22 protein-coding genes are annotated in these 24,380 nt (G+C 73.0%); 15 read left to right on the plus strand and 7 right to left on the minus strand.

What is annotated here, in order from left to right; all coding sequences use genetic code 11:
* Positions 1-24: 24 nt before the first annotated feature.
* From ACFC1F_RS08010 to ACFC1F_RS08025, 4 genes are all read right to left on the minus strand, one after another.
* Positions 25-1,092 (minus strand): hypothetical protein, encoded by a 1,068-nt coding sequence (locus ACFC1F_RS08010; RefSeq protein ID WP_376156477.1) that lies wholly within the window; start codon positions 1,090-1,092, stop codon positions 25-27.
* A complete protein-coding gene (locus ACFC1F_RS08015) occupies positions 1,089-3,257 on the minus strand; it encodes a DUF6571 family protein (protein WP_376156479.1) in 2,169 nt (722 codons plus the stop codon). Before ACFC1F_RS08015 ends, ACFC1F_RS08010 begins: the two co-directional genes overlap by 4 nt.
* Positions 3,258-3,259: 2 nt before the next feature.
* Complete coding sequence (locus tag ACFC1F_RS08020; protein WP_209411830.1) at positions 3,260-3,586, minus strand: hypothetical protein; 327 nt, start codon at positions 3,584-3,586, stop codon at positions 3,260-3,262.
* A gap of 346 nt (positions 3,587-3,932) precedes the next feature.
* Positions 3,933-4,607: a FadR/GntR family transcriptional regulator gene (locus tag ACFC1F_RS08025; protein ID WP_209411831.1), complete on the minus strand. Its 675-nt coding sequence runs from the start codon at positions 4,605-4,607 to the stop codon at positions 3,933-3,935.
* 184 nt (positions 4,608-4,791) lie between these two features.
* On the opposite strand from ACFC1F_RS08025, the gene ACFC1F_RS08030 reads away from it, so the two are divergent.
* The 3 genes from ACFC1F_RS08030 (at position 4,792) to ACFC1F_RS08040 (ending at position 7,168) form a co-directional block, all read left to right on the plus strand.
* Complete coding sequence (locus ACFC1F_RS08030) at positions 4,792-6,078, plus strand: CynX/NimT family MFS transporter (protein WP_376156481.1); 1,287 nt, start codon at positions 4,792-4,794, stop codon at positions 6,076-6,078.
* 214 nt (positions 6,079-6,292) lie between these two features.
* Positions 6,293-6,415, plus strand: a complete 123-nt coding sequence (locus ACFC1F_RS08035) for an SGM_5486 family transporter-associated protein (protein WP_376156482.1) — start codon at positions 6,293-6,295, stop codon at positions 6,413-6,415.
* A gap of 225 nt (positions 6,416-6,640) precedes the next feature.
* Positions 6,641-7,168: a histidine phosphatase family protein gene (locus ACFC1F_RS08040; RefSeq protein WP_209411833.1), complete on the plus strand. Its 528-nt coding sequence runs from the start codon at positions 6,641-6,643 to the stop codon at positions 7,166-7,168.
* 59 nt (positions 7,169-7,227) lie between these two features.
* Here ACFC1F_RS08040 and serB read toward each other — a convergent pair whose 3' ends face one another.
* Positions 7,228-8,490, minus strand: coding sequence for a phosphoserine phosphatase SerB (gene serB, locus ACFC1F_RS08045; RefSeq protein ID WP_209411834.1), 1,263 nt, complete (start codon positions 8,488-8,490; stop codon positions 7,228-7,230).
* Between the two features lie 301 nt (positions 8,491-8,791).
* Here serB and ACFC1F_RS08050 point away from each other — a divergent pair, with 301 nt between their 5' ends.
* The 4 genes from ACFC1F_RS08050 to ACFC1F_RS08065 all read left to right on the plus strand — a co-directional run bounded on the left by ACFC1F_RS08050 (position 8,792) and on the right by ACFC1F_RS08065 (position 14,430).
* On the plus strand, positions 8,792-11,416 hold the full coding sequence (locus tag ACFC1F_RS08050; RefSeq protein WP_376156484.1) for an FHA domain-containing protein: 2,625 nt from the start codon (positions 8,792-8,794) through the stop codon (positions 11,414-11,416).
* 312 nt (positions 11,417-11,728) lie between these two features.
* Positions 11,729-12,826: a GAF domain-containing sensor histidine kinase gene (locus tag ACFC1F_RS08055; protein ID WP_245204666.1), complete on the plus strand. Its 1,098-nt coding sequence runs from the start codon at positions 11,729-11,731 to the stop codon at positions 12,824-12,826.
* The gene (locus ACFC1F_RS08060; protein WP_209411837.1) at positions 12,819-13,478 is read left to right on the plus strand and encodes a response regulator transcription factor; all 660 of its coding nucleotides are present in this window, start codon (positions 12,819-12,821) and stop codon (positions 13,476-13,478) included. Before ACFC1F_RS08055 ends, ACFC1F_RS08060 begins: the two co-directional genes overlap by 8 nt.
* A gap of 100 nt (positions 13,479-13,578) precedes the next feature.
* Entirely contained in the window at positions 13,579-14,430 is an 852-nt protein-coding gene (locus ACFC1F_RS08065; RefSeq protein WP_376156485.1) for a hypothetical protein, read from the plus strand.
* A gap of 8 nt (positions 14,431-14,438) precedes the next feature.
* Here the strand turns inward: ACFC1F_RS08065 and ACFC1F_RS08070 are convergent, their stop codons facing one another.
* Entirely contained in the window at positions 14,439-15,242 is an 804-nt protein-coding gene (locus ACFC1F_RS08070; protein WP_376156487.1) for a hypothetical protein, read from the minus strand.
* A gap of 147 nt (positions 15,243-15,389) precedes the next feature.
* Here ACFC1F_RS08070 and ACFC1F_RS08075 point away from each other — a divergent pair, with 147 nt between their 5' ends.
* The 7 genes from ACFC1F_RS08075 (at position 15,390) to ACFC1F_RS08105 (ending at position 21,693) form a co-directional block, all read left to right on the plus strand.
* Entirely contained in the window at positions 15,390-16,181 is a 792-nt protein-coding gene (locus tag ACFC1F_RS08075) for an ABC transporter ATP-binding protein (RefSeq protein ID WP_376156489.1), read from the plus strand.
* Between the two features lie 153 nt (positions 16,182-16,334).
* On the plus strand, positions 16,335-16,757 hold the full coding sequence (locus tag ACFC1F_RS08080; RefSeq protein ID WP_148642383.1) for an NfeD family protein: 423 nt from the start codon (positions 16,335-16,337) through the stop codon (positions 16,755-16,757).
* Between the two features lie 10 nt (positions 16,758-16,767).
* Complete coding sequence (locus ACFC1F_RS08085) at positions 16,768-17,814, plus strand: SPFH domain-containing protein (RefSeq protein ID WP_209411841.1); 1,047 nt, start codon at positions 16,768-16,770, stop codon at positions 17,812-17,814.
* Between the two features lie 263 nt (positions 17,815-18,077).
* On the plus strand, positions 18,078-18,836 hold the full coding sequence (locus tag ACFC1F_RS08090) for a sulfite exporter TauE/SafE family protein (RefSeq protein ID WP_209411842.1): 759 nt from the start codon (positions 18,078-18,080) through the stop codon (positions 18,834-18,836).
* Positions 18,837-18,870: 34 nt separating this feature from the next.
* Entirely contained in the window at positions 18,871-19,047 is a 177-nt protein-coding gene (locus ACFC1F_RS08095) for a DUF1272 domain-containing protein (RefSeq protein ID WP_376156491.1), read from the plus strand.
* A gap of 76 nt (positions 19,048-19,123) precedes the next feature.
* On the plus strand, positions 19,124-19,429 hold the full coding sequence (locus ACFC1F_RS08100) for a 4a-hydroxytetrahydrobiopterin dehydratase (RefSeq protein ID WP_376156492.1): 306 nt from the start codon (positions 19,124-19,126) through the stop codon (positions 19,427-19,429).
* Positions 19,430-19,611: 182 nt separating this feature from the next.
* On the plus strand, positions 19,612-21,693 hold the full coding sequence (locus ACFC1F_RS08105) for a PQQ-binding-like beta-propeller repeat protein (RefSeq protein ID WP_376156494.1): 2,082 nt from the start codon (positions 19,612-19,614) through the stop codon (positions 21,691-21,693).
* A gap of 112 nt (positions 21,694-21,805) precedes the next feature.
* Here ACFC1F_RS08105 and ACFC1F_RS08110 read toward each other — a convergent pair whose 3' ends face one another.
* The gene (locus ACFC1F_RS08110) at positions 21,806-22,333 is read right to left on the minus strand and encodes an HNH endonuclease (protein WP_209411846.1); all 528 of its coding nucleotides are present in this window, start codon (positions 22,331-22,333) and stop codon (positions 21,806-21,808) included.
* A gap of 293 nt (positions 22,334-22,626) precedes the next feature.
* On the opposite strand from ACFC1F_RS08110, the gene tyrS reads away from it, so the two are divergent.
* Positions 22,627-23,895: a tyrosine--tRNA ligase gene (gene tyrS / locus ACFC1F_RS08115; RefSeq protein ID WP_148642376.1), complete on the plus strand. Its 1,269-nt coding sequence runs from the start codon at positions 22,627-22,629 to the stop codon at positions 23,893-23,895.
* Positions 23,896-24,380: the final 485 nt, after the last annotated feature.

Here is a 24,380-nt window from a genome sequence, read left to right on the forward strand (position 1 = left end):
GTCACGCCGAGCGTGCCGGGCGGGTCACCCCGGGGTGAGGGGCCCGCAGCCGAGCCCGGTGCCGGTGGCGTCGGCCCAGGACCGGAACAGCGGGGTGTCGCGGGTCGGGACCGCCGGGTCGAGGTAGGGATCGCGCCCGGCCAGGTGGAGGAACACGTTGCCGTTCCCGCACGGGGCGAGCACGACGCTGTCCGAGCCCTTGCCCCGCCAGCCCGCCGGCAGGGGCTTGTCGAGGGACTCCGGCCCGGCCACGAGCGCCGGGTACCGGGCCGCGGTGCTGCTGGTGAACCGGATCGCGGGCTCGTTCAGGGTCCCGTCGTAGACCCAGCAGGTCCGGATCGGCGCCGCCGGGTCGCTGACCCGTTGGACCAGGCCCTGGGCGCCGGTGCCGGTGCCCGTGCCCGGCAGGCCGCAGAGCTGCCCGTCGACGGCGGGCTGCCAGGACGTGCCGGCCGCCGTCAGGTGGACGTCCGGCACGTCGGCCGTGCCGCAGCCGGAGGACTTCGCGACCGCCGCCCCGAACCCGGCGGCCAGCCGGGCGAGCGCAGCCCGGGTCTCGGGCGAGGGGGTCTCCTTGGCGGGCACGTCCTGCCAGTCGGCGAGCTCCCCGCGGTGGTGCACGTCCACGGTGAGCACGTCGGCGTCCCGGGCGGCCAGGCGGTCACGGTCGCGGACGGGCAGCCGGCAGCCGGGCGGCAGCATCAGCCAGCCGGTGCCGTTGGAGAACGCGCCGACCGGTCCCCGGTCGGGCTGGGACATCCCCGGGTCGACCGTGACGTCGCGGTCGAGGGCGTCGACCCGGTGGGTCCGCAGCGTGAGCTCGGCGGCCGTCCCGCCGCCCTCCCCGACGTCGATGATGCAGGCGGCCTGCGGGTCGGCCCGGTCCTTCGAGAAGCTGCTGTCGACGACCTTCACCCTCCCGCCGCCCAGCACCTTCTGCACGTCCCCGGTCGCGACGGCGCCCCCGCAGAGCCGGTCCGGGGTGAAGAGGTCGGTGTAGCGCCAGGCCGCGTAGCCGCCGGCCCCCAGGGCGAGGACGAGGACCGGGACGACGATCAGCAGCACACGCCGGGCGCGGCGGGAGGGGCTCACTTCTGACCGTTCCGTCCGAGGGCGATCGCCGCGTTGTTGTACCCGGTGTCGTGGCCGGTGTCCATGGACGCCGAGATCTGGTCGACGATCTGCGCGTTCTCGCCGTACCCGTGGTCGGTGCCCCACTCCAGGACCATCTGCTTGCTCTGGGTCAGGCTGGCCTGATGCCCGTTGGAGGTGTCCAGGTTGCCCTTGTGCTGGGCCTCCTCCTTGACGTGGTCCACCCAGGAGTTGATCCCCTGGTCGGCCAGCCCGCCGACGACGTCGCCGGCCTCGGGGATGAAGCCGGTCGCGGTGCCGCTGATCGAGGAGACCAGCTCGCCGGTCTTCTCGGCCCACTCCATCCGGTCGTCCTTCTCGTCCAGGAAGACGGACGAGCGGACGGCGTCGTACGCCCCGAGCGCGGTGCCGACCCGCTGGCCGGGCAGCGTCCGGTCGCCGTCGTTGACCCGGGGGTCGGCCGGCAGGCCGGAGATGATCTCCGCGGACTTGGCGCGCTCGGCGTTGTAGAGGGTGGCGTACGCCTCGGGCTCCTCGGAGACGCCGCGGATGACCCGGACCAGGTGGTCGCTGGTGCCGCCGAGGTGGCCGGCGCCGTTCTCCTCCCAGGCCCCGTCGTGGGCGGCGTTGCTGACGTGCTCGCTGAGGATCCGGTGCGTGTCGTCCACGTAGTCCGAGAGGGCGTTGGCCAGCGGCCGGCGCAGGTCCTCGTGGACCTCGGCCCCCTTGCCGTCCGCGTCCAGCGCGTCGATCGCGCCCTGCATCACGCGGGCCTGCGCGGGGGTGTGCGGACCGCCGTGGTGGGTGCCCTCGCCGGGGACGTCGCCGGTGGCGGCCGCCTCCAACGCGGCGGCGAGCCCGGCCTGGTGGGTGGTCTTGTCCATGATCGGCGGGCCGTACAGGGTGTTGACGTACGAGGTCGGCCACTCGCGGTCGCGCAGCAGGTACTTCAGCCGGTCGTCGGCGCCGGGCGACTTCGGGTCCAGGAACATGGTCGCGGCCTCGGGGTTCTGGCCCATCAGCTTCAGTACGCCGTCGACGGGGTCGTGCACGAGGTCCGGGCGCGGGCCGTTGAACTGGTGCGAGGACCAGCGGTTCTTGTCGCCCCGCTCGGCGTTGACGATGTCGGTGCCGAGGTCGTTCAGGAACTCCTTGCCGTACCCGGCGTTCCCGTGCTGGAGCAGGGTGGCGAGGGTCTGGTAGCCGTAGATCGGCTCCGCGCCGCCGCCGAAGTGGCGCTTGTTGATGTTCTTGACCCCGGCCTCCTGAAGGCCCTTGCGGAACTCCTGGTAGAACGGGCTCTTCGGGTCACGGGTGGCACCGGCGACGGTGTTGGCGAGGTTGGTCTGCAACTCGCCGTACTCGCCCTTGAGTTTGCCGTCCCGGTCGTTGATCCGCAGCTCCAGCTCGTCGGCGAGCAGCAGGGTGCCCTCCGGGCCGAGCGCGGTCAGGAGGGTCCGGCCGTACTCGGGACTGCCCGAGTTGGCCTTCATCAGGTTGTTGAGCTCGGCGAGCTCCTCCGGGCTGAGCTTGCCGCCGTCCTTGAGCCGCTGGGCGAGTTCGGCGGCGCGCGTGCCGTCGGCGACGTCACCGCCGCCCACCGCCTGGCCGTTGAACTGGTTGACGAGGTCGCCGACCTTCGCCGCGCGGCGCAGCTTGAGGGCGGCCCGCTGGTCGGCGGCGGTGGCCTCCTCCAGGTACACCTTGATCTTCTGCGCCCACCTGCCGGCGGCCTCGTTCCGCTCGCGCTGGTAGTCCGGCTCGTGGCGGTAGGCGGCCTTGGTGGCGGGGTCGAGCGCAGCGACGTCGAACACGACGGTGCCGGTGCCGGTCACCTTCATGCCGTCGTTCCGGGCGTCCTCGACGGTCTGCTTCAGCTTGTTCTGCGCCGACTCGAAGTCGCCGTGCGCGTCGGTGATGATCGAGGCGACGGCCTTCGCCTCGGTCTGCGCGTCGATGGTCTGCTGCTTGGTGAACAGGACGTGCTGGTTGGCGGCGGACGCGGTGGAGCCCAGCCAGAGGCCGCCGTTGCCGGTGACCGAGAGCACCTCGTTCTCCAGCCGGTGCTGGACGGCCTCGTACTTCCGGGCCATCTCGGTCCAGTCGGCGGCGGCCTTGGCCATGCCCGACAGGTCGGCCTTCATGACGTCTTCGAACCCGAGCATGCTCACGCCCCTCCGGTGAACGACGACGCGATGCCGTGCTCGACGCTGACGTAGTTGGTGTGGGTCTGCCGCATCATCCCGGCCTCCTGGTTGAGGCGTCCGTTGAGCTGCGCGACCTGCTCGTGCCACTCCTGCAGCGCCCCGCGCAGCGCCCCCGCGGTGTCCCAGCCGCTCAGCTGCGTCGCCGCGGCCGCCGTGCCCTCGTCGGCCGTCTTGCCCGCGGCGGTGCTGTCGTTGGCGATGCCGTCCAGCGAGGTGGCGGCCTTGTCGAGCGCACCCGTCGACACCTGCGTCGGAACCCCGCCCGGCTTCGCGTCCGGATCAGCCATCGAATCTCCCCGCTTTGCCCGTCCTTGGCCGGCCCTTGACCGCCAGCAAATTTTTCCACGGGACGTTAGCACGCCAAAACCCGGCCGCGGGAAGACGTTCCGTACACGTGGAACCGCCGCCCTCACTCGTACGTCACCGCCGGTCGGTACGCCCTGTGCCCGACTCGCCGCGGGGAGTGACGAGTGGATCGCGCGGACGTCGAGGGCGGGATTGCGGTGGTGAGGTCCTGATCGGCCGGGGATGGTGGGCGGCCGCCGTGCCCGCCGGGGTGACGGGCGTCGGTGCCGCCGTGCGGGTCGTCGGCCGGTGGGTCCAGGGCCCGGGGGGCGGGCCCGGGCCCCGGGGTCAGGAGTCGGTGGGGGCGCAGGCGCCGATGGCCCGGCCGGCTTCGAAGGAGGCGCGCTGGGAGTCGCCGGCGCGGATGGCGTCGAGGATCTCGTCGTGGCCGAGGTAGCGCTCGGCGATCAGCTCCGGGCCGACGTCGTGGCGCAGGTGGGCGCGGGTGACCTCGCCGAGGTCGGCGTAGAGGGCGGCGAGGACGTCGTTGTGGGCGGCGGCGACGACGGCCTGGTGGAAGGCGGCGTCGGCCTGGACGAAGTCCTCGGCGTCGCCGGACTGCCAGGCCTCCTCACGGCGGGCGAGGGCCGCGTCGAGCAGGGCGAGGTCGCGGTCGGTGCGGCGGGTGGCGGCCAGGCCGGCGGCGGAGGTCTCCAGGGTGATCCGGAGCTCGGCGACCTGGGCCTGGTCGGCGTCGGCGAAGCGGCGGTGCATCACCCCGGCCAGCTCGCTGGTGGCGAGGACGTAGGTGCCCGAGCCCTGGCGGATGTCCAGCAGGCCGTTGTGGGCGAGGGCGCGGACGGCCTCGCGGACGGTGTTGCGGGCGACGCCGAGCTGCTCGACCAGGGCGGCCTCGGTGGGGATGCGCGAGCCGACGGGCCACTCGCCCGAGGTGATCTGGGCGCGCAGCTGCGCGATCACCTGGTCGGACAGCGGGGTGCGCCTCGGAGAGGACAGCGCCACGGGGACTCCTTGCGGCTTCGGTCGGCGACGGTGGGGGCGGCGGCCGGTGGGTGGGTTGGCGTTCGGCGGGCGGTGCTACGGGGGTCGGGCGGTGCTGCGGGGGTCGGACGGTGTTTCCGGGGGTCGGGACATCATGCCAATTCCAAGGTGCGCTAATTCATCCCATCATTCTATGATGGCCCGCATGCCTCCCGCAGTAGACACCACCACCGCCCCGCGCTCCGGGGTCCGGCCGCAGACCGAGCAGCCGCGTTCACCCCGGAGCAGGTACCTCGGCTGGCTCTTCGCCGTCGCGATCGCCGCCGCCGCGTTCAACCTCCGCCCCGTCGTCACCAGCCTCGGGCCGCTGCTCGACCAGGTCCGCGCCGACCTCGGGATGAACCCGACGGTCGCCGGCCTGCTCACCGCCGTCCCCTCGCTCTGCTTCGCGCTCTTCGGCTTCGCCGCGCCCGGCATGGCCCGGCGGCTCGGCCCGATCGCCGTGATCACCGCCGGCATGGGCGCGATCACCGCGGGCGTGCTGGCCCGCTCGTTCGCCGGCGGGACGGCGGTCTTCCTGCTGCTCACCGCGCTGGCGCTGGCGGGCGTGGCGGTCTCCAACGTGCTCATCCCGGTGGTGATCAAGCGTTACTTCCCGGAGAAGGTCGGTCCGATGATCGGCCTGTACTCCATGTCGCTGTCGGCGGGCACCTCGCTCGCCGCGGCCGTCACCGTGCCGCTGACCGGTGCGCTCGGCGGCGACTGGCGGGTCGGCCTGGGGGTCTGGGCCGGGCTCGCCGGGGTCGCGCTGCTGCTCTGGCTGGCGGTCCTGGTGGTCAAGCGCGAGCGCGGCGAGCGGGCCGGCGGCGCCGCCGCCACCGACCGGCTGCCGATCACCCGCAGCCGGACGGCCTGGGCGATGGCCTGCTTCTTCGGCCTCCAGGCCACCGGCGCGTACGTGGTGATGGGCTGGCTGCCGAAGATCTTCCAGGACGCCGGCGTCTCCGAGGGCACCTCCGGGGTGCTGCTGGCGCTGACCATGGTGATCGGCGTCCCGGTCTCCTTCGTGCTGCCCAACCTCGCCGCCCGCCGCGGCGACCAGCGGCTCTTCGTCGTGGTGCTCGCCTCCTGCGGCATCGCCGGGTACGCCGGCCTGGCCCTCGCCCCGGCCGCCGCGCCGTGGGTCTGGGCGACCCTGGTGGGTCTCTCCAACTGCGCGTTCCCGCTGGTGCTCACCATGATCGGCCTGCGCGCCCGGACCGCCGGCGGCGTGGCCCAGCTCTCCGCCTTCGCCCAGGGCGTCGGCTACCTGATCTCCATCCCCGGCCCGATCCTGATCGGCCGGCTGTACCAGGCCACCGGGGACTGGTACCTGCCGCTGGGCTTCCTCGCGCTGCTGCTGGTGCCGCAGATGCTGTTCGGCCTGCGGGCGGCGCTGGCCCGGCACATCGAGGACGAGGCGGTGCGCCCCGCGGCCCCCGTCAAGGCCTGACGGGCGCGGGCGACGGACGACGGGCGGGTCCGAGGGGCGACCCGCCCCGAGGGGTGACTGGTCCCGAGCGGTGGCCCGTCCCGAGGGGTGACTGGTCCCGAGCGGTGGCCCGTCCCGAGGGGTGACTGGTCCCGAGCGGTGGCCCGTCCCGAGGGGCGACCCGACCCGAGGGGCCGGTTCCCGGCGGGCATGGCCGGGGTGGGAGAATCCGGTCATGCCCGTACTCGAACCGAACCCCACCGACGGCCACAAGAAGCTCGGCCAGATCGCCGCGGCGATCGCCGGCATCGTCGTCCTGCTGATCATCGTCGCCACCGTCGCCAAGAACCTCGGCTGACGTCCGCCCCGGAACCCTGTCGGCCGTCCAGCGGCGATCTTCCCGCGGCCGTCCGGAGGCCCCGGGCCGACCGCCCACGACCTGCGCCCGACCGTCCGGCGACCTGCCGCTGGCCGGCACGGGAAGCCCCGGCGAACGCCGCATGATGGCACCCTCCACTCCTGAGGGTGGCGGCGACCGGGAGCATCGCGCCCCCCGGCGGCTTTTCTGCCAAGCTTGCTGGGTATGAGCGCCGACACGCCCCGCAGGATCATCGTTCTCCGCCATGCCAAGGCCGACTGGCCCAACGGCGTCGACGACCACGAGCGGCCGCTGGCCGACCGGGGCCGCCACCAGGCCCCGGACGCCGGTCGCTGGCTCGCCGACTCCGGCATCAACCCCGACTACGTGCTCTGCTCCACGGCCCTGCGCACCCGGGAGACGTGGAAGCTCGCCGCGCACGAGCTGCCGAAGCGCTCCCGGAAGACGGTGTACGAGGACCGGGTCTACGAGGCCAGCCCCGGCGAGATCATCACCGTCCTCCAGGAGACCCCGGAGGAGTACGCCGATCTGGTGCTGGTCGGCCACAACCCCGGCGTGCTCGGGCTGACCCAGGTGCTGGCCGGGGACGAGGGCGACCGGGACGCGCTGGAGCGGCTGCGGCTCGGCGGCTTCCCGACCGCCGCGATCGCCGTCCTCAGCTTCAGCGGTTCGTGGAAGGGCGTCGAGCCGGGCGTGGCCGCACTGGTCTCGTACCACACCCCGCAGGACTGACCGGATGCACGTGAGGGGCGCGGGGACGATGCCCCGCGCCCCTCATGCCCCTGCGGGAGCTACTCCGTCGGAGTGCCGTGCAGCACGTCGGCCGCCTCGACCTCTTCGCGGGTGATGCCCAGCAGGTAGAGGACGGTGTCGAGGAACGGCACGTTCACCGCGGTGTCGGCGGCCTCGCGCACCACCGGCTTGGCGTTGAAGGCCACGCCCAGCCCGGCCGCGTTCAGCATGTCGAGGTCGTTGGCGCCGTCACCGATCGCCACCGTCTGCTCCAGCGGCACCTTGGCCTGCTCGGCGAAGCGGGCGAGCCAGCGGGCCTTGCCGGCCCGGTCCACGATCTCGCCGACGACCCGGCCGGTGAACTTCCCGTCCACCACCTCCAGGGTGTTGGCGGCCGCGTAGTCCAGCCCCAGCTGCTCCACCAGGTGGTCGGTGACCTGGGTGAACCCGCCGGAGACCACCGCGACCTGGAAACCCAGCCGCTGGAGCGTCCGGATCAGGGTGCGCGCCCCCGGCGTGAACCGGACCTCCGCGCGCACCTTCTCGGTCACGGCGGCGTCCAAGCCGGCCAGCAGCGCCACCCGGGCCCGCAGCGACTCGGCGAAGTCCAGCTCGCCGCGCATCGCCGCGGCCGTCACCTCGGCGACCTTCTCCTCGCAGCCCGCGTGGGCGGCGAACAGCTCGATCACCTCGTCCTGGATCAGGGTCGAGTCGACGTCCATCACGATCAGCCGCTTCGCCCGGCGCTCCAGCCCGGCCGCGACGACGGCGATGTCCACCCGCTGGGTGGCCGCCTCCTGGGCCAGCTCGGCGCGCAGCTCGTCGGTGGCGACACCCGAGACGGCGAGCTCGACCGCGGTCACCGGGTACTTGGCCAGCCGGAAGACGCGGTCGATGTTGCCGCCCGAGGCGGTGATGCGGGAGGTGAGCGCGGAGACGGCGGAGGCGGTCAGCGGGTGGCCGAGCACGGTGACGTGCGAGCGGCCCTCGCGGCGCGGCCGGTTGTCGCCGATGCCGGAGATGATCTCGGCCTGGAGCTTCTGCTCCTCGGCCCAGCGGTGCACGGTGGAGCGCAGCTCGCCCTCGGCACCGGGGGCGCCGCCGGCCGGCGGGGTCACCAGGGCGCACAGCGTTATCCGGCCACGGGTCACGACCTGCTCGATGTCGATCACGTCGACACCGAACCCGGCCAGGGTGGCGAAGAGGCCGGCGGTGATGCCGGGGCGGTCCTTGCCGAACACCTTGACGAGCAGGGTGCGCTCGTCCTCGGTCCGGGGCTGCGGGGCGGGGAACGGCTCGGCGGCCAAGGGCGATGCGTTCATGATGCCTCCCACGCTACCGGGCGTCCGGCGAGGTCACGGCACCCGTCCGCGTCGTGGACGGGCCGGTGGAGGAGGCGCGGAACGGGCGCGCGCCACCCCGGTGACCGGGCGGTTGCGCAGAGGTGACGGCCGGGGGTGGTGGCGGGGCCGTCCGCGAATCGTTGCCGCCTGGTCACAGTCACCGGGGGTGACTTTCGTCAACGGGCGACGGGCTGGAATGATTCGCCCGTCAGATTCAGGATCATTGCACCCCCGGTCGGGGGCCACAATCGGGGGACCGAGAGAGCGGGGCGGGCGAGCAGTGCCGCAACTCGTCATTGAGATCAACGGGCAGCAGCGGACTCTGGAGCCGGGGCGGTCCTACACCATCGGGCGCAATCCGCAGTCGGACTTCCTGTTCGACGACGCCAGGGTCTCCTGGCACCACGCCACCATCTCCTTCAACGGGGCGGGTTGGCAGCTCGACGACCACGGGAGCACCAACGGTACGTACACCGGTGGCGCCCGCACCATGCAGGCCCAGCTCTTCCCCGGTGCCGTGGTCAACCTCGGCAACGCCGAGAACGGGCCGCGGCTCGGCTTCTCGGCGCCCGCCCAGGCCGCCGCGCAGGCCCCCGCCTGGCACGAGGCCGCCACCAGCCGTGCCCACGCCCCGGAGCCCCAGGCGCCCGCCCAGCAGCAGCCGTGGGCCCAGCAGCCCCCGGTCCAGCAGCAGCCCCAGCAGCCCCAGCAGCAGTGGGGTGGGCAGCAGCAGCCGCAGCCCCAGCAGCAGTGGGGCGGACAGCCGCAGGCGCAGCCGCAGCCCTTCCCGCAGCAGCAGGGCTTCCCGCAGCCGGGCCCGCAGGGCGGCTTCCCCCAGCAGCAGGCCCAGCAGCAGGCCCCGCGGCACGACGCCGGCGGCCCGCAGCCGACGATGATCCGCAGCCTGAGCGCCGGGATGAACACCGTCCGGATCGGCCGCGCGCTCGACAACGACATCGTGGTCTCCGACCTCCAGGTCTCCCGTCACCACGCCGAGCTGCGCCAGCTGCCCGACGGCCGGTACGAGATCGTCGACCTCGGCAGCCACAACGGCATCTTCCTCAACGGCATGCGCGTCCAGCGTCAGCTGATGGGCCCGCAGGACCGCCTGACCGTCGGCCACTCCAGCTTCGTCCTGGTCGGCGAGCAGCTGCAGGAGTTCGTCGACAACGGCGCCGTCTCCTTCTCCGCCCGCCACCTGACCGTCGAGGTCGACTTCAAGAGCGGCAAGAAGGTCCTGCTCAACGACGTCTCCTTCGGCGTCCCGGAGAAGTCCCTGGTCGCGGTCATCGGCCCGTCCGGCTCCGGCAAGTCGACCCTGCTGCGCGCCCTCACCGGCTACCGCCCGGCCGACCGCGGCGACGTCCTGTACGACGGCCGCAACCTCTACAAGCAGTTCGCCGAACTGCGCTCGCGCATCGGCCTGGTGCCGCAGTCGGAGATCCTGCACAAGGAGCTGACGGTCCGCACCGGCCTCAAGTACGCGGCCCGGCTGCGCTTCCCCGGCGACACCGAGGCCCGCGAGCGCGAGGCGCGGATCGACGAGGTGCTGTACGAACTGCGCCTCGACAAGCGTGCCGACAACAAGATCACCGCGCTCTCCGGCGGCCAGCAGAAGCGTGTCTCGGTCGCCCTGGAGCTGCTCACCAAGCCGTCGCTGATCTTCCTGGACGAGCCCACCTCGGGCCTCGACCCGGGCATGGACCGCGAGGTCATGCAGATGCTGCGCGGCCTCGCCGACGACGGCCGCACCATCCTCGTGGTGACCCACTCGGTGGCCGAACTCGCGCTCTGCGACCGGCTGCTGGTGATGGCGCCGGGCGGCTCGGTGGCCTACTTCGGCCCGCCGGACGAGGCGCTGCACTTCTTCGGGTACGAGACCTGGGCCGACGTCTTCCAGGCCTTCGAGAACTACCCGGACCACGACTGGGCCGGCCGCTACCGCGGTTCGGTGCACTACCAGCAGTACTCCGCCCCCACCGTGGAGGCGGGCGAGGTGCAGCACGTGCAGGTGGCCCAGGAGGCCGTCCGGCCGCCGAAGCCGCAGAGCTGGGGCTCCCAGCTGTGGACGCTGATGCGGCGCTACATGTCCGTGCTCGCCTCCGACCGCGGCTTCCTCGCACTGTCGGTGCTGCTGCCCGCGGTCATCGGCGCGGTCAGCGTGCTGATCCCCAACGCGGCGGGCCTGGCGCCGAACCCGAAGAGCCAGCTCGGGATCAACAGCGGGGCCGCGACGATCATGCTGATCATGGCGATCGGCGCCTGCTTCTCCGGCGCGGCCAACTCGGTCCGCGAGTTGATCAAGGAGCGGGCGATCTACGAGCGAGAACGGGCCACCGGCCTGTCCCGCTCGGCGTACATGATGTCCAAGATCATCGTGCTGGGCGTCTTCAGCGTGATCCAGGGCGCGATCATCTCCGCCGTCGGCTTCCTGCCGCGCAAGCTCCCCGAGCACGGCCTGATCGTCAAGAACATGCCGCTCATCGAGATGACCATCGGCATGATCCTGCTGAGCTTCGCCGCGATGATGTTCGGCCTGATGATCTCCGCGCTGGTGAAGACCGCCGAGAAGACCATGCCGCTGCTGGTCATGTTCGCCATCGTCCAGGTCGTCTTCACCGGCTGCCTCTTCCAGATCTTCGGCAAGCCCGGTCTGGAGCAGGCCGCCTGGCTGATGCCGGCCCGCTGGGGCACCGGCATGGTCGCCACCACGCTGGACCTCTCGCGCCTGCTCGGTCCGTGGAACAAGGACTTCAAGAACCCCGAGTACGACCCGCTGTGGGAGCACAGCGTCAGCCAGCTGCTGATCGACGCCGGCGCACTGGTGGCGATCTCGGTCGTCCTCGGCATCGTCATCACGCGGCTCCAGCGCCGCCACGAGCCCGAGGTCATGCAGAAGGGCTGACGCCCTCCACCGCTCGACAGGGGCGGCCCTTCCCGGGGACGGGGAGGGCCGCCCCTCGGCGTACCCGGCCCCCTCGGAGGGCCCGGCGCCCTAGGTCTGCGGACCTGCTCCCCGCGCGCCCCCGGACCGACGCGGCGGCCCGCCCGGCGGCGGTAGTTTGGCGGTATGCCCACCCCGCCCACCGACCGCCGCCCCCGGGCCGGCCTGCTGCCCGTCGACCGGATCCCGGTCGGCCCGCCGCCCGACGGCCCGCTGCCCGCCTGCGAGCCCTGCCTCGCCGGCATCGAGGCCGTCAGCCGGGCCCTGCTCGCGATGAGCCGCCACCTGGAGGTGCGCGAGGTGCTGCGCCGGATCACCGCCTCCGCCCGCGGCCTGCTCGACGCCGAGTACGCCGCCCTCGGCGTGCCCGACGACCACGGGGGCTTCGCCCAGTTCGTCGTGGACGGCGTCACCGACGAGCAGTGGAAGGCCATCGGCCCGCTGCCCCGCCAGCACGGCGTCCTCGCCAAGATGCTCCACGAGACCGGTCCCACCCGGCTCGCCGACGTCCGCAGGGCGCCCGCGTTCGAGGGCTGGCCGGCCGCCCACCCGGAGCTCGGCGCCTTCCTCGGCATGCCCGTCCTCGACACCGACGCGACCGAGGACGAACCGCTCGTCATGGGCGTCATCTTCCTCGCCAACAAGCGCGGCGGCGGCGGCTTCACCGACCACGACGAGGAGCTGCTGCGGATCCTCGCCGCCCACGCCGCCCTCGCCCTCTCCAACGCCCGCCTCTACGAGCGCAGCCGGGAGCTCACCCTGGCCGGCGAGCGCGCCCGGATCGCCCACGACCTGCACGACGCCGTCTCGCAGAAGCTCTTCTCGCTGCGCCTCACCGCCAAGGCCGCCGCCACCCTGGTCGAGCGCGACCCGGCGCGCGCCCGCGCCGAACTCGCCGAGGTCGCCCGGCTCGCCGCCGAGGCCGCCGACGAACTGCGCGCCGTCGTCGTCGAACTGCGGCCCGCCGCCCTGGAGGAGGACGGCCTCAGCGCCACCCTCGCCTCCCAGGTACAGGTCCTCGACCGCGCCCACAGCGCCGACGTCGCCTTCGCCGCCGACGGCGTGCGCGCCCTGCCGCCCGCCCAGGAGGCGGCGCTGCTGCGGGTCGCCCAGGAGGCCCTGCACAACGCGCTGCGCCACTCCGGCGCCCGGCGGGTGACCGTCACGCTGACCGGCACGCCCGGCCGCGGCGCCGTCCTGCGGGTCCGGGACGACGGGCGCGGCTTCGACCCCGACTCCGTCCGCCGGGCCGGCCGCCACCTCGGCCTGGCCTCGATGCGCGACCGCGCCTCCGCGGTCGGCGGCTCGCTCACCCTGGACTCGGCCCCCGGCGCGGGGACGGTCGTCGAGATGGAGGTCCCCGGTGCCTGACACCACGCCAGCGATCCGCGTCCTGCTGGTCGACGACCACCAGGTCGTCCGTCGCGGCCTGCGCACCTTCCTGGAGGTGCAGGACGACATCGAGGTGGTCGGCGAGGCCGCCGACGGCGCCGAGGGCGTCGACCGCGCCCGCGAACTCGACCCGGACGTCGTCCTGATGGACCTCAAGATGCCCGGGATGGACGGCATCGAGGCGCTGCGCACGCTCAAGGGCGAGGGCAGTCGGGCCCGGATCCTGATCGTCACCAGCTTCACCGAGCACCGCACCATGGTCCCCGCGCTGCGGGCCGGCGCCGCCGGGTACGTGTACAAGGACGTCGACCCGGAGGCGCTGGCCGGCGCGATCCGCTCGGTGCACGCCGGGCACGTGCTGCTCCAGCCCGAGCTGGCCGAGGCGTTGCTCTCCGACGACGGCCCGCGCCCGCCGCAGGGGCGCGGCGGCACCCTGACCGAGCGTGAGCGCGAAGTGCTCGGCCACATCGCCGACGGCCGCTCCAACCGGGAGATCGCCCGCAGCCTGCACCTGTCCGAGAAGACGGTGAAGACGCACGTCTCCAACATCCTGATGAAGCTGGACCTCGCCGACCGCACCCAGGCCGCGCTCTGGGCGGTCCGGCACGGGGAGGCCCGGGAGGGACGGTAGCCGCAGGGGCGTCTTGACGCAGCCGGGGGTGGGTCGACTGACGGACTGTCAGTGACGTGTGCGAGCCTGGGGCCGTCGACGACCACGGGGGAGGTGCCGGATGAGGACACCGCGCAGCGAGTACGGTCCGGGCATGCTGGGCGAGGAGCTGGGCCTGTCGCAGCGTCTGATGCGCCGGGCCCGGCGGCTGGGCCACGTTCCGGAGCCGGACGTCGAGGGCGGGCGCTGGTCGCGGGCGGTGGCCGAGGCGTTGGTGGAGCGGCGCGACGACATCGCCGCGGAGCTCGCGGCGGAGGAGGCCGCGCGGGCCGCGCGGCTGGCCGAGGAGACGGCCCGCGAGCGGGACGACTACGGGCCGGAGGTGCTGCGGCGGCGGCTCGGCCTGGTGGGCTGGCAGTTCGCCGAGGCACGGGAGCGGGGGCTGGTCCCGGAGCCGGACGTCGAGGGCGGCCACTGGTCGGCGGCCGTCGAGGCCGGGCTGAGGGCGGGTCTGCCACGGATCCTCGCCGCGCTGGGGGACGGCCCCCGGGTGGGGGCCGTCAAGGCGGCCAGGGCGCTGGCGGACTCCACCGGCCTGGAGGTGACGGCCGCGGACGTCCAGCAGCTGGCGGAGGCGGGCGTGCTACGGGCCGCCGGCGAGTACAAGGGGTGGCCGACGTACAGCCAGGAGGCCCTCGCGGCGGTGCCGGCCGAGGCGCTGGAGGAGGTGGTCGCCACCCGGCTGGTCAGGGCCGAGGCCGCCGCCGAGGCCGAGGCGCAGGCCCGGACCGGACGGCTGGCGGACAGCCTCTCGGAGGCCGAGGCCGCCGAGGAGCTCGGCTGGTCCGCGCGCCGCCTGCAGCTCTTCGCCGCCCGCGGCGGCCTGACCCGCGGACCGGACGGCCGCTACGACCGCGCCGAGGTGCTGGCGCGCTACGCCGCCGACCCCTGGCGCGGGGAGTCCGCCGGCTGAGTACCGGGTCAGCGGGCGTCGCGCTCGTCCACCAGGGCGTTGTACGCCGCCACCTGGGCACGGCGCGCGGTGCGGCGCAGGGGGTCCAGGACGGCCTGGCGGGAGGCCATCTCGGAGGCGCTGACCGCGGCGCCGTGGCTGTCGGAGGCGATCGCGAGCAGCGCGGAGACCTGCCGCGCCGACTCCAGGACGCGCACGGCCCGCGGCGGGTAGCCGGGCGCGAGCAGCTCGACGTGGCCGCGGCGGCGGTAGGCCTCCAGGGCGCGCAGCGCCTCCGGGCCGGCGCCGGCGACGTCGAGGCGGGTGAGCAGCAGGGTGGCCTCGCGCAGGCCGTCCGCCATCTCGCGCTCGGCCTCGTACAGCGAGGGCACGTCGGCCGGCGGGGTGTCGTTCACCTCGGCGCAGCGCCAGAGCACCGTCGCCGAGCGGTCCCCGGCCGGGCCGAACACCTCGACCTCGGGGACGAGCCCGAGCGGAACGCCGACCGCCAGCACGGCCTCGCCCGCGTCGAGCGCGCGGTCGTTGAACGCCGGCGGGCCGGTCAGCCCGAGCGGGTGCCCGGCGCTCGGCAGGGCCAGCCGCAGGCCCTTCACGCCGAGGACGCGCAGCCGTCCGAGTGCCCAGGTGAGCCCGTGCTGCTCGCCCGGGGCGTCCCCGGGGAGCCCGGTCACCCGGTGGCTCTCGTCGGCCCCGAGGACGGCCGCGGCGGCGTTGTCGGGCGGCACCAGACCGGCCAGCAGGGCGTTGCCCCAGGCGGTCAGCCGCCCTGAACGGGGCTCTTCGTACGGATTGTCGGCAGGAGTCGCGAGCATCCGGCCAGCCTACGGAATCGGCGGTCATCCGCGTGGCGTAGGTTTGCCCATGCGTGTGCGGCGCACCCACTCCGTGCCACCCGGCCGCCGGAGTAGGCTGCCCGCCCGCACCGACGGCCGTGATTCGAGTTTGGGGAAGGCGTAGGCATGAGCGACGTGCTGGAGCTGGTGGACGTATCCGTGGTCCGGGAGGGGCACGAGCTGGTCGACCAGGTCTCGTGGTCCATCTCGGAGGGCGAGCGCTGGGTCATCCTCGGCCCCAACGGCGCCGGCAAGACGACCCTGCTGCAGATCGCCTCCACGTACCTCTTCCCGACCTCCGGCAAGGTGTCCGTCCTGGGCGAGAAGCTCGGCGAGGTCGACGTCTTCGAGCTGCGCTCCCGGATCGGCCTGGCCGGCGCCGCGATGTTCGACAAGCTGCCCGCCGAGCAGACCGTGCTGCAGACGGTGATGACGGCCGCGTACGGCATGACGGTCAGCTGGCAGGAGCAGTACGAGCAGACCGACGAGTCCCGCGCGCTGGTGCTGCTGGACCGCCTGGGCATGTCGAACCTGACCGCACGCAAGTTCGGCACCCTCTCCGAGGGCGAGAAGAAGCGCACCCTGATCGCGCGCGCCCTGATGACCGACCCCGAGCTGCTGCTGCTGGACGAGCCGGCGGCCGGCCTCGACCTCGGCGGCCGCGAGGACCTGGTCCGCCGCCTCGGCGCGCTGGCCCAGGACGAGTTCGCGCCGGCCATGGCCATGGTCACCCACCACGTCGAGGAGATCGCCCCCGGCTTCACCCACGTCCTGATGATCCGTCAGGGCAAGGTGCTCACCGCCGGCCCGATCGACACCGAGCTGACCGCGCGCAACCTCTCCAAGTGCTTCGGCCTGCCGCTGACCCTGGAGCGGCACGGGGACCGCTGGTCCGCGCAGGGCCTGCCGCTCGGCTGAGGCCCGCGGCCGGGCCCGCCGGGCCCACGCCGGAGCCGCCGTACGCCACTGAACTCCGCTGAACTGGGACCGGTCGCACGTGCGACCGGTTTCCGTCCCTCCACCTGCGGGAACTGTCCGCCTCGAAGGCCCTTCGCTCCCTAGGATGGACACGTGGACAGCTGGATCTGGTGGCTTCTCGCCGCCGTCGGCCTCGGCATACCGCTGGTGATCACCGCGATGCCGGAGTTCGCCATGTTCGCGGTGGGCGCGCTCGCCGCGGCCGGTGTCGCCGGGCTGGGCGCCGGGGTGGTGTGGCAGGTCCTGGCCTTCGTCGCGGTCTCGGCCGGGCTGCTGGTCGTGGTCCGGCCCATCGCCTACCGGCAGATGACGAAGGGCCCGCAGGTCAAGATGGGCATCGAGGCGCTGAAGGGCGCCACCGCGGTCGTCGCGGAACAGGTCGACGGGGAGGGCGGGCGGATCAAGCTCAACGGCGAGATCTGGTCGGCCCGCGCGCTCAACCCCGGCAGTGTGTACCAGCCGGGGCAGCAGGTCGACGTCGTCGAAATCCAGGGCGCGACCGCCCTGGTCGTCTAGGGGAGAGTCCGTGGAACCCGTCCTTATCGTCCTGGTCGTCCTGGTCGTGGTGGCATTCATCGCGCTGATCAAGACGATCCAGGTCATCCCGCAGGCCAGCGCCGCGATCGTGGAGCGCTTCGGCCGCTACACCCGGACGCTCAACGCCGGCCTGAACATCGTCGTCCCGTTCATCGACCGGGTCCGCAACCGGATCGACCTGCGCGAGCAGGTCGTGCCCTTCCCGCCGCAGCCGGTGATCACCCAGGACAACCTGGTCGTCAACATCGACACGGTGATCTACTACCAGGTGACCGACCCCCGGGCGGCCACCTACGAGGTCGCCAGCTACATCCAGGCCATCGAGCAGCTCACCGTCACCACGCTGCGCAACATCATCGGCTCGATGGACCTCGAATCCACCCTGACCTCCCGTGAGGTCATCAACGCCGGCCTGCGCGGCGTCCTGGACGAGGCCACCGGCAAGTGGGGCATCCGCGTCAACCGCGTCGAGCTGAAGGCGATCGAGCCGCCGACCTCCATCCAGGACTCGATGGAGAAGCAGATGCGCGCCGACCGTGACAAGCGCGCCGCGATCCTCACCGCCGAGGGCTCCCGGCAGGCCCAGATCCTGCGGGCCGAGGGTGAGAAGCAGGCCGAGGTGCTCAAGGCCGAGGGTGAGGCCCAGGCCGCGGTGCTGCGCGCGGACGGTGAGGCGGCCGCGATCCGGACGGTCTTCGAGGCGATCCACGACGGCGACGCCGACCAGAAGCTGCTCGCCTACCAGTACCTGCAGACCCTGCCCGAGCTGGCCAAGGGCGACTCCAACAAGCTGTGGATCATCCCGAGCGAGGTCGGCGACGCCCTCAAGGGCCTCGGCGGCGCGTTCACCGGCCTGGCCGGCAACGGCGGCGCGAACGGCGGCGCGGTCGCCGCGCCCAGCGTGCCGGCCCCGGCCGCCACCCAGGTCCCGCTGGACCCGGCGGCCGGCCCGCGCCCGCTCGACACCGACACCAAGGGCGCCGCCCGCCCCCGGGTCGACCCGGCCCGCGAGTACCGCAAGATCGACCCCGAGTGACCGTCTGACCGGCAGGCCGGCCGAGTGGCCGGGCCACCGCGCGCCGAGGGCCCGCCCCCGTTCCGTACGGGAGGCGGGCCCTCGGCCGTTCCCGGCCGTTCCCACCTGTTTCCGGCCGTTTCCGGCCTTCCGGGGGTGTGTTGTGCATCCCGAATCATGGGCGGCTCTGGTAGGCCCGGCCCCCGTCCGGCATGATCGCCCCGGACGGGACCGAGAGGACCGGACAGGACCGGGCAGGACAGGACCGAGAGGAGAGATGACCCATGACGCTCTGGGAGGCGATCGCCGTCCTGGTGGCGGGCGCCGGAGCCGGGATGATCAACGTGATCGTCGGCTCCGGGACCCTGATCACCTTCCCCGTCCTGCTCGCCATCGGCATCCCGCCGGTCACCGCCAACGTCTCCAACTCCTTCGGCCTGGTGCCCGGTTCGCTCAGCGGCGTGATCGGCTACCGCCGCGAGCTGGCCGACCAGGGCCGACGGCTGCTGCGCCTCGGCTCCGCCTCGCTGCTGGGCGGTCTGGTCGGTGCGGTGCTGCTGATCGAGCTGCCGAGCTCGGCGTTCGACGCGATCGTGCCGGTGCTGATCCTGCTGGCCCTCGTCCTGGTGGTGATCCAGCCGCGGGTGGCCAAGGCGGTCGCCGCCCGCCGCAGGCCCGGGGGAGACCCGGACGGCGGCCTGGTGCTGCTCGGCGGGGTCTTCCTGACCGGAATCTACGGCGGCTACTTCGGCGCGGCCCAGGGCGTCCTGCTGATGGCGCTGATGGGCATGCTGCTCCAGGAGGACCTCCAGCGGATCAACGCCGTCAAGAACGCCCTGGCGATGATCGTCAACGGCGTCGCCGCGGTCTTCTTCCTCTTCACCTCGACCGTCAACTGGGCCGCCGCGGGCCTGATCGCCGTCGGCTCGCTCTGCGGCGGCCTGCTCGGCGCCAAGGTCGGCCGCAAGCTGCCGGCGCCGGCGCTGCGCGGGATCATCGTGGTGGTCGGCCTGGCGGCCGTCACCAAGCTGCTCGTCAGCTGATCATTCATCAGCTCTTCTCACTCTGGGAGACGCCATGGCGCTGGAGATGCGCGACACCTGCGAGCGTTGCGAGGTGTCGCTCGCCGTGGACGGCCCCGCCTTCATATGCTCCTTCGAGTGCAGCTTCTGCGCGGACTGCACCGGGGCGATGGCCGCAACCTGCCCGAACTGCGGCGGCGAGCTGGTGCCCCGTCCGCGTCGGAAGGCCTGACGCCCCACCCTGACCTCCGCCTGGCTCACCCAGACCCCCCGGGCCGGGCTTTCATCCGACGCACGGGAGCGGTCCGATGAGCAGCAGAGCACGCCTGACCGAGGACGAGATCACGGCCGCGCTGGCCGGCCTGCCGCAGTGGACCCGCGAGGGCGGAGACACCATCGTCCGCACCGCCGACGCCCGGGACTTCCCGGCGGCGATCCGGGTCGTCGTCGCGGTCGCCGAGCAGGCCGAGGCGCTGGACCACCACCCCGACATCGACATCCGCTGGCGCACCCTCCGCTTCGCGCTCTCCACCCACAGCGCCGGCGGTCTCACCACCCTCGACTTCACCCTCGCCGCCCGGATCGACACCGCGTTGAGCGCCGAGGCCGCCTGAGCGGCGTTCACCCCGGGCCGCGCCCGGGGCGTGTCCGTGCCGCGCTCGTGCCGAGTTCGTGTCGCGTCTGCGTCGCGTCCGCGTCGAGGCCGGAAGGGGGCGTTCCGGGGCACCCGGGAGGCTCCCGGAGCGGCGTGAGATGCTGACTGCCGCACTGCTGGCGGTCGGGAGGGACGGAACGGATGGCTCAGGATCCCCTCGGAGACGCCCAGCAGCAGCCGTGGTACCCGCAGCAGGCACAGCAGGAGTGGCCCGCCGGGTACCCGGAGCAGCAGCAGTGGCAGGTCGCCCACGGGTACGGATCCGCCACCGGTACCGCCGACGGGCACGACGCCCAGGGCTACGACCGGACCGGTCATGCCCGGAGCGACTACGGCTTGGGCGGTTACGGCCAGGGTGGTTACGGCGAGACCGGCCACGGCCAGAGTGGCTACGGCGAGACCGGCCACGGCCAGAGCGGCTACGCCCAGGCCGGGTACGGGGAGACCGGGTACGCCCAGGCCGGGTACGGGGAGACCGGGTACGCGCAGGGCAGCGGCTACCCGGACGGGCAGTACCAGCCGTACTACCAGTACGCCGAGCACGAGCAGCAGCAGTACGCCCCGTACGCCGTCCCGCAGCAGCCGGCCGGTGAGGAGCTGTACGCCCCGGTGGGTGCCGCGTATTCCGCCGACGGGTACGTGCAGCTCGATCCCGAGCCGGACCGGGAGACGGACCGCGACCCGGCACCCGAACCGCTCGTACCGGTCGCAGGGACGGAACCGCCCGCCCGCCGTCCGTCCGGGCGCCGGGGCGGCGCTCCCGCCGGGAACGGCGACGGAGACGCGAAGGCCGGCGGTCGTGACGGCAAGGCCGGTCGCGACGGGGACGCCGGTCGCGACGGGGACGGGTCCGCGCGGAGCGGGCTCGCGGCAAGGGCCCGGGCCGCCGCCGACGCGGTGGTCTCCGCCGAGCACGCGCCCAGCCGCCGCGCCCTGACGATCCGCGCCGGCGCCGGTGTCGCCGCACTCGGCGTGCTGGTGGTGGCCGCACTGATGGTCGGTGTCGAGGGCGGCGGCAGTGCCTCCGCCGACAACGCCGGCGGTGAGCCCGGCTTCGCCGTCGCCCACGCCAAGGCCTGGTCCGCCCAGCCCGCCGCCGCGCTCCAGCCGGGCGCCGACGACACCCTGGTCGGCAGCTGGGCGCTGGCCGACGCCGTGGTGCGCGCGGACGCGACCGGCGTCCACGCCTACGACCGCACGGACGGCAAGCCGACCTGGTCGGTCGAGCCGCCGGCAGCCGGCGCCGTCCCCTGCGGCCTCTCGCCGAGCGTCAACCAGGCCGGCCTCGGCGCCGCCCTGTTCCGCACCCAGGCGGACCCGAAGAGCCCGTGCACACTGGTGGCCGCCGTCGACACCAAGACCGGCAAGAACGCCTGGACCAAGACCGTCTCCGACGCCAAGGGCACCTACAACGCCCACGTCGGCGTCACCGACGACAAGGTGATCGCGGTCGGCGACGACCGCGCCGTCGCCTGGGAGTCCGCCGACGGCAAGGACGTCTGGCAGTACACCGGCCAGGGCAAGTTCTGCACGCTCTCCGGCGGTGTCGCGGGCAAGACCGTCATGGTTGCCAGCTCCTGCGCGGACTCCACCCCCGTCGACCAGGCCGTCTCGATCGGCACCGCCGACGGCAAGGTGAGCTGGTGGCGGGGCCTGAACAACCAGCCGAAGACGGTGACGGTGCTCTCCGCCGAGCCGTCCGTCGTCCTCACCACCGGCGAGAAGCCCGAGGACGACAAGGTGTTCGCCTGGGGCCCGACCGGTGACCCGGCCGCCGAGATCCCCGTGCGGGCGGCGGAGGGCCGGTTGGACGTCGCGCACGGCACGTTCTCGGCCACCCCCGATGTCTTCTTCCAGGACCGGACGATGGTCACCACGCTGGCACCGGCGAGCGGTGGCGGTGCGGTCTCCGTGGTCGGCTACGACCTGGACACCGGCCGGCAGCGATGGAAGACGGCCGCCGGCGAGAAGGGCGTCGTCCGGGCGGTCGGCGTCGACGGCGGCGCGCTGGTGCTCGCCGCCGACGAACGCCGTGACCAGCCGGCCCACCTCAGCCGCTTCGCCCTGGCGAACGGCCAGGAGGCGGTCGGCGGCAACTTCCCGGCCGGCACCGGCTCGCTCCTGGTCTCCGGCCGGGTGCTGATCGGCGGCGGCCAGGTCGTCGCGGTGCCCGAGCACGCGGCCACCTTCGGCACGGCGGCCGGGTACCAGGCCAAGGGCTGAGCGCGCGCCGAGGGCGGTCGGCGGCTCCACTCCCTGCCCCGGCCTGGTCCCTTGCTCCGGCCCGGCCCCTTGCTCCGGCCCGGTCCTTTGCCCCGGCCCGGTCCCGCCCCGGCTACGCGGCGGAGGGCGCCGGGGCCACCGTCGGCAGCCACTCGGCCAGTTCACGGACGTCCGAGCCGCGCAGGCCCAGGGCCATCATGAGGGTGGCCTGCGGCGTCGGTACGAAAGGCTTCCGCAGCAGCTTCATCCCGGCCTGCTCCGGCGTCCGGTCCGCCTTGCGCTGGTTGTCCTCGGCACACGCGGCCACGGTGTTCATCCAACTGTCCGCCCCGCCGCGCGACCGGGGCTGCAGGTGGTCCACGGTGGTCGCCCGGCGCCCGCAGTAGGCGCACAGGTGCTGGTCCCGGACCAGCACGCCACGACGCGACCACGGAGCCTGTTGTCGGAACGGCACCCGTACGTACCGTTGCAGTCTGATCACCCGGGGCACCGGGACGGTGATACCCGTCCCGCGGACGCTCCGCAGCGGGTGGGCCTGCTCCACCACGGCCTTGTCCTGGAGTACCAGGACCACGGCACGCTGGAGGGACACCGTCGTCAGGGGCTCGTAGCTTGCGTTCAGAACCAGCGTGCTGCGCACCTCGGCCCACCCTTTCCAGAGGCGTGCCACGGCGGCACGACCGTCTCCACACACGTCACTGCCGCCGCACGGCGGTGGAACCACTCTGAAGGGGCCCGGGGCCGACGAACAACGGAATTTCCGGTGTCGGACAGGGGCGTGGCGGCCGGCGGCACCCTCCTCGCGGCCCGCCTCGGCGAAAACCCGCTGGCCGGGACCGCGTAGGCTCTACAACGCTGGAGCCGTTCCGCACCGGGGCCCGACAGAACCGGGTCCGCACCGGGCGGACGCCCGACCGAAGGAGAAGCGTGACCGTGACGGACATCGTCGACGAGCTGCAGTGGCGCGGGCTGATCGCCCTTTCCACTGACGAGGACGCACTGCGCAAGGCGTTCGCGGACGGCCCGGTCACGTTCTATTGCGGCTTCGACCCGACGGCCCCCAGCCTGCACCTCGGGAACCTGGTGCAGATCCTGACCATGCGCCGCATCCAGCAGGCGGGGAACCTCCCGCTCGGCCTGGTCGGCGGCGCCACCGGCCTGATCGGCGACCCGAAGCCCACCGCCGAGCGCGTGCTCAACGACCCCGAGACGGTGGCCGGCTGGGTCGAGCGCCTGCGTGGCCAGATCTCGCGCTTCCTCGACTTCGAGGGCCCCTACGCCGCGCGCATGGTCAACAACCTGGACTGGACCTCCGGGATGTCGGCCATCAGCCTGCTGCGCGACGTGGGCAAGTACTTCCGCGTCAACAACATGATCGCGAAGGAGGCCGTCGCGCGGCGGCTCAACTCCGACGCGGGTATCAGCTACACCGAGTTCAGCTACCAGATCCTCCAGGGCATGGACTACCTGGAGCTGAACCGCCGCTACGGCTGCGCCCTGCAGACCGGCGGCAGCGACCAGTGGGGCAACCTCACCGCCGGCACGGACCTCATCCGCAAGGCGGACGGCAAGTCGGTGCACGCACTGGCCACCCCGCTGATCGTCAAGGCCGACGGCACCAAGTTCGGCAAGACGGAGTCCGGCACGGTCTGGCTCGACCCCGAGCTGACCACCCCGTACGCCTTCTACCAGTTCTGGCTGAACGCCGACGACCGGGACGTCCCCAACTTCCTGCGGATCTTCAGCTTCCGCTCGAAGGAGGAGATCGAGGAGCTGGAGCGCGAGACCGCCGAGCGCCCGGCCGCCCGCCTCGCGCAGCGTGCGCTGGCCGAGGAGCTCACCACGCTGGTCCACGGCGCCGATCAGTACGAGCGCGCCGTCGCCGCCTCGAAGGCACTGTTCGGCCAGGGCGACCTCGCCGACCTGGAGGCGCCGACCCTGGCCGCCTCGCTGGCCGAGGTCCCCAAGGCCGAGGTCGCCGAACTCCAGCCCGTGGTCGACCTGTTGGTCGCCGTCGGCCTGGCGCCCAGCCGCTCCGCGGCCCGCCGGACGATCAAGGAGGGCGGCGCCTACCTCAACAACGTCAAGGTGACGGACGAGGAGGCCGTGCCCACCGAGGCCGACCTGCTGCACGGCCGCTGGCTCGTGCTGCGTCGCGGCAAGCGCAACCTCGCCGCAGCTGAGCTGGTCGCGGCCGGCTGAGGGTAGCTGACTGAGCGTGGCTGAAACCGTATGACCGCTGACCTGCGGTTCTGAACACCGAGGGCCGGATCTGGACAGATCCGGCCCTCGGTGTTTGACGCGGCCGTCCGGCTGGCCTAGTGTTGGACGAGTCGCTTGAAGCGGGCAGGTGCACGGAGAGGCCGAGAGGCCACCGCGGACCGGCCGGAGCGGCCATCACACTCAGCAAGTCCTAACTTTCACTCGATGCCCATTCGGTTGGGTCGGTTGGCATTTTCGTCGACCAGTGAAAGCAGGGAATTTCGAGCAAGTCTCGAAATGCGCTAATGTGGAGGTCGCCGCAGAAAAGCGGACCTGACCAGCCAGGGTCGGATGAATGAAACTCCGGAAAACGGAGCGGAAAACATCTGGTAAGCTGGGAACACGAAAGAACGAAGCGCCCGGAGGGCCCGCTGGAAGGCGGTCCGAAGGAAGTGTCCGTTCCTTGAGAACTCAACAGCGTGCCA

Origin of the sequence: Kitasatospora sp. NPDC056181 (assembly GCF_042266225.1) — a bacterium.
In the GTDB taxonomy this organism is placed as follows: Bacteria; Actinomycetota; Actinomycetes; order Streptomycetales; family Streptomycetaceae; genus Kitasatospora.

What these genes read in the sequence shown, in the direction of transcription:
- ACFC1F_RS08095 (WP_376156491.1), top strand. Translation starts at nt 18,871, where the DNA reads ATGGCGCTGGAGATGCGCGACACCTGCGAGCGTTGCGAGGTGTCGCTC.
- ACFC1F_RS08090 (WP_209411842.1), top strand. Translation starts at nt 18,078, where the DNA reads ATGACGCTCTGGGAGGCGATCGCCGTCCTGGTGGCGGGCGCCGGAGCC.
- ACFC1F_RS08030 (WP_376156481.1), top strand. Translation starts at nt 4,792, where the DNA reads ATGCCTCCCGCAGTAGACACCACCACCGCCCCGCGCTCCGGGGTCCGG.
- ACFC1F_RS08055 (WP_245204666.1), top strand. Translation starts at nt 11,729, where the DNA reads ATGAGCCGCCACCTGGAGGTGCGCGAGGTGCTGCGCCGGATCACCGCC.
- ACFC1F_RS08020 (WP_209411830.1), bottom strand. Translation starts at nt 3,586, where the DNA reads ATGGCTGATCCGGACGCGAAGCCGGGCGGGGTTCCGACGCAGGTGTCG.
- serB (WP_209411834.1), bottom strand. Translation starts at nt 8,490, where the DNA reads ATGAACGCATCGCCCTTGGCCGCCGAGCCGTTCCCCGCCCCGCAGCCC.
- ACFC1F_RS08105 (WP_376156494.1), top strand. Translation starts at nt 19,612, where the DNA reads ATGGCTCAGGATCCCCTCGGAGACGCCCAGCAGCAGCCGTGGTACCCG.
- ACFC1F_RS08040 (WP_209411833.1), top strand. Translation starts at nt 6,641, where the DNA reads ATGAGCGCCGACACGCCCCGCAGGATCATCGTTCTCCGCCATGCCAAG.
- ACFC1F_RS08035 (WP_376156482.1), top strand. Translation starts at nt 6,293, where the DNA reads ATGCCCGTACTCGAACCGAACCCCACCGACGGCCACAAGAAGCTCGGC.
- ACFC1F_RS08015 (WP_376156479.1), bottom strand. Translation starts at nt 3,257, where the DNA reads ATGCTCGGGTTCGAAGACGTCATGAAGGCCGACCTGTCGGGCATGGCC.
- ACFC1F_RS08075 (WP_376156489.1), top strand. Translation starts at nt 15,390, where the DNA reads ATGAGCGACGTGCTGGAGCTGGTGGACGTATCCGTGGTCCGGGAGGGG.
- ACFC1F_RS08070 (WP_376156487.1), bottom strand. Translation starts at nt 15,242, where the DNA reads ATGCTCGCGACTCCTGCCGACAATCCGTACGAAGAGCCCCGTTCAGGG.
- ACFC1F_RS08065 (WP_376156485.1), top strand. Translation starts at nt 13,579, where the DNA reads ATGAGGACACCGCGCAGCGAGTACGGTCCGGGCATGCTGGGCGAGGAG.
- ACFC1F_RS08100 (WP_376156492.1), top strand. Translation starts at nt 19,124, where the DNA reads ATGAGCAGCAGAGCACGCCTGACCGAGGACGAGATCACGGCCGCGCTG.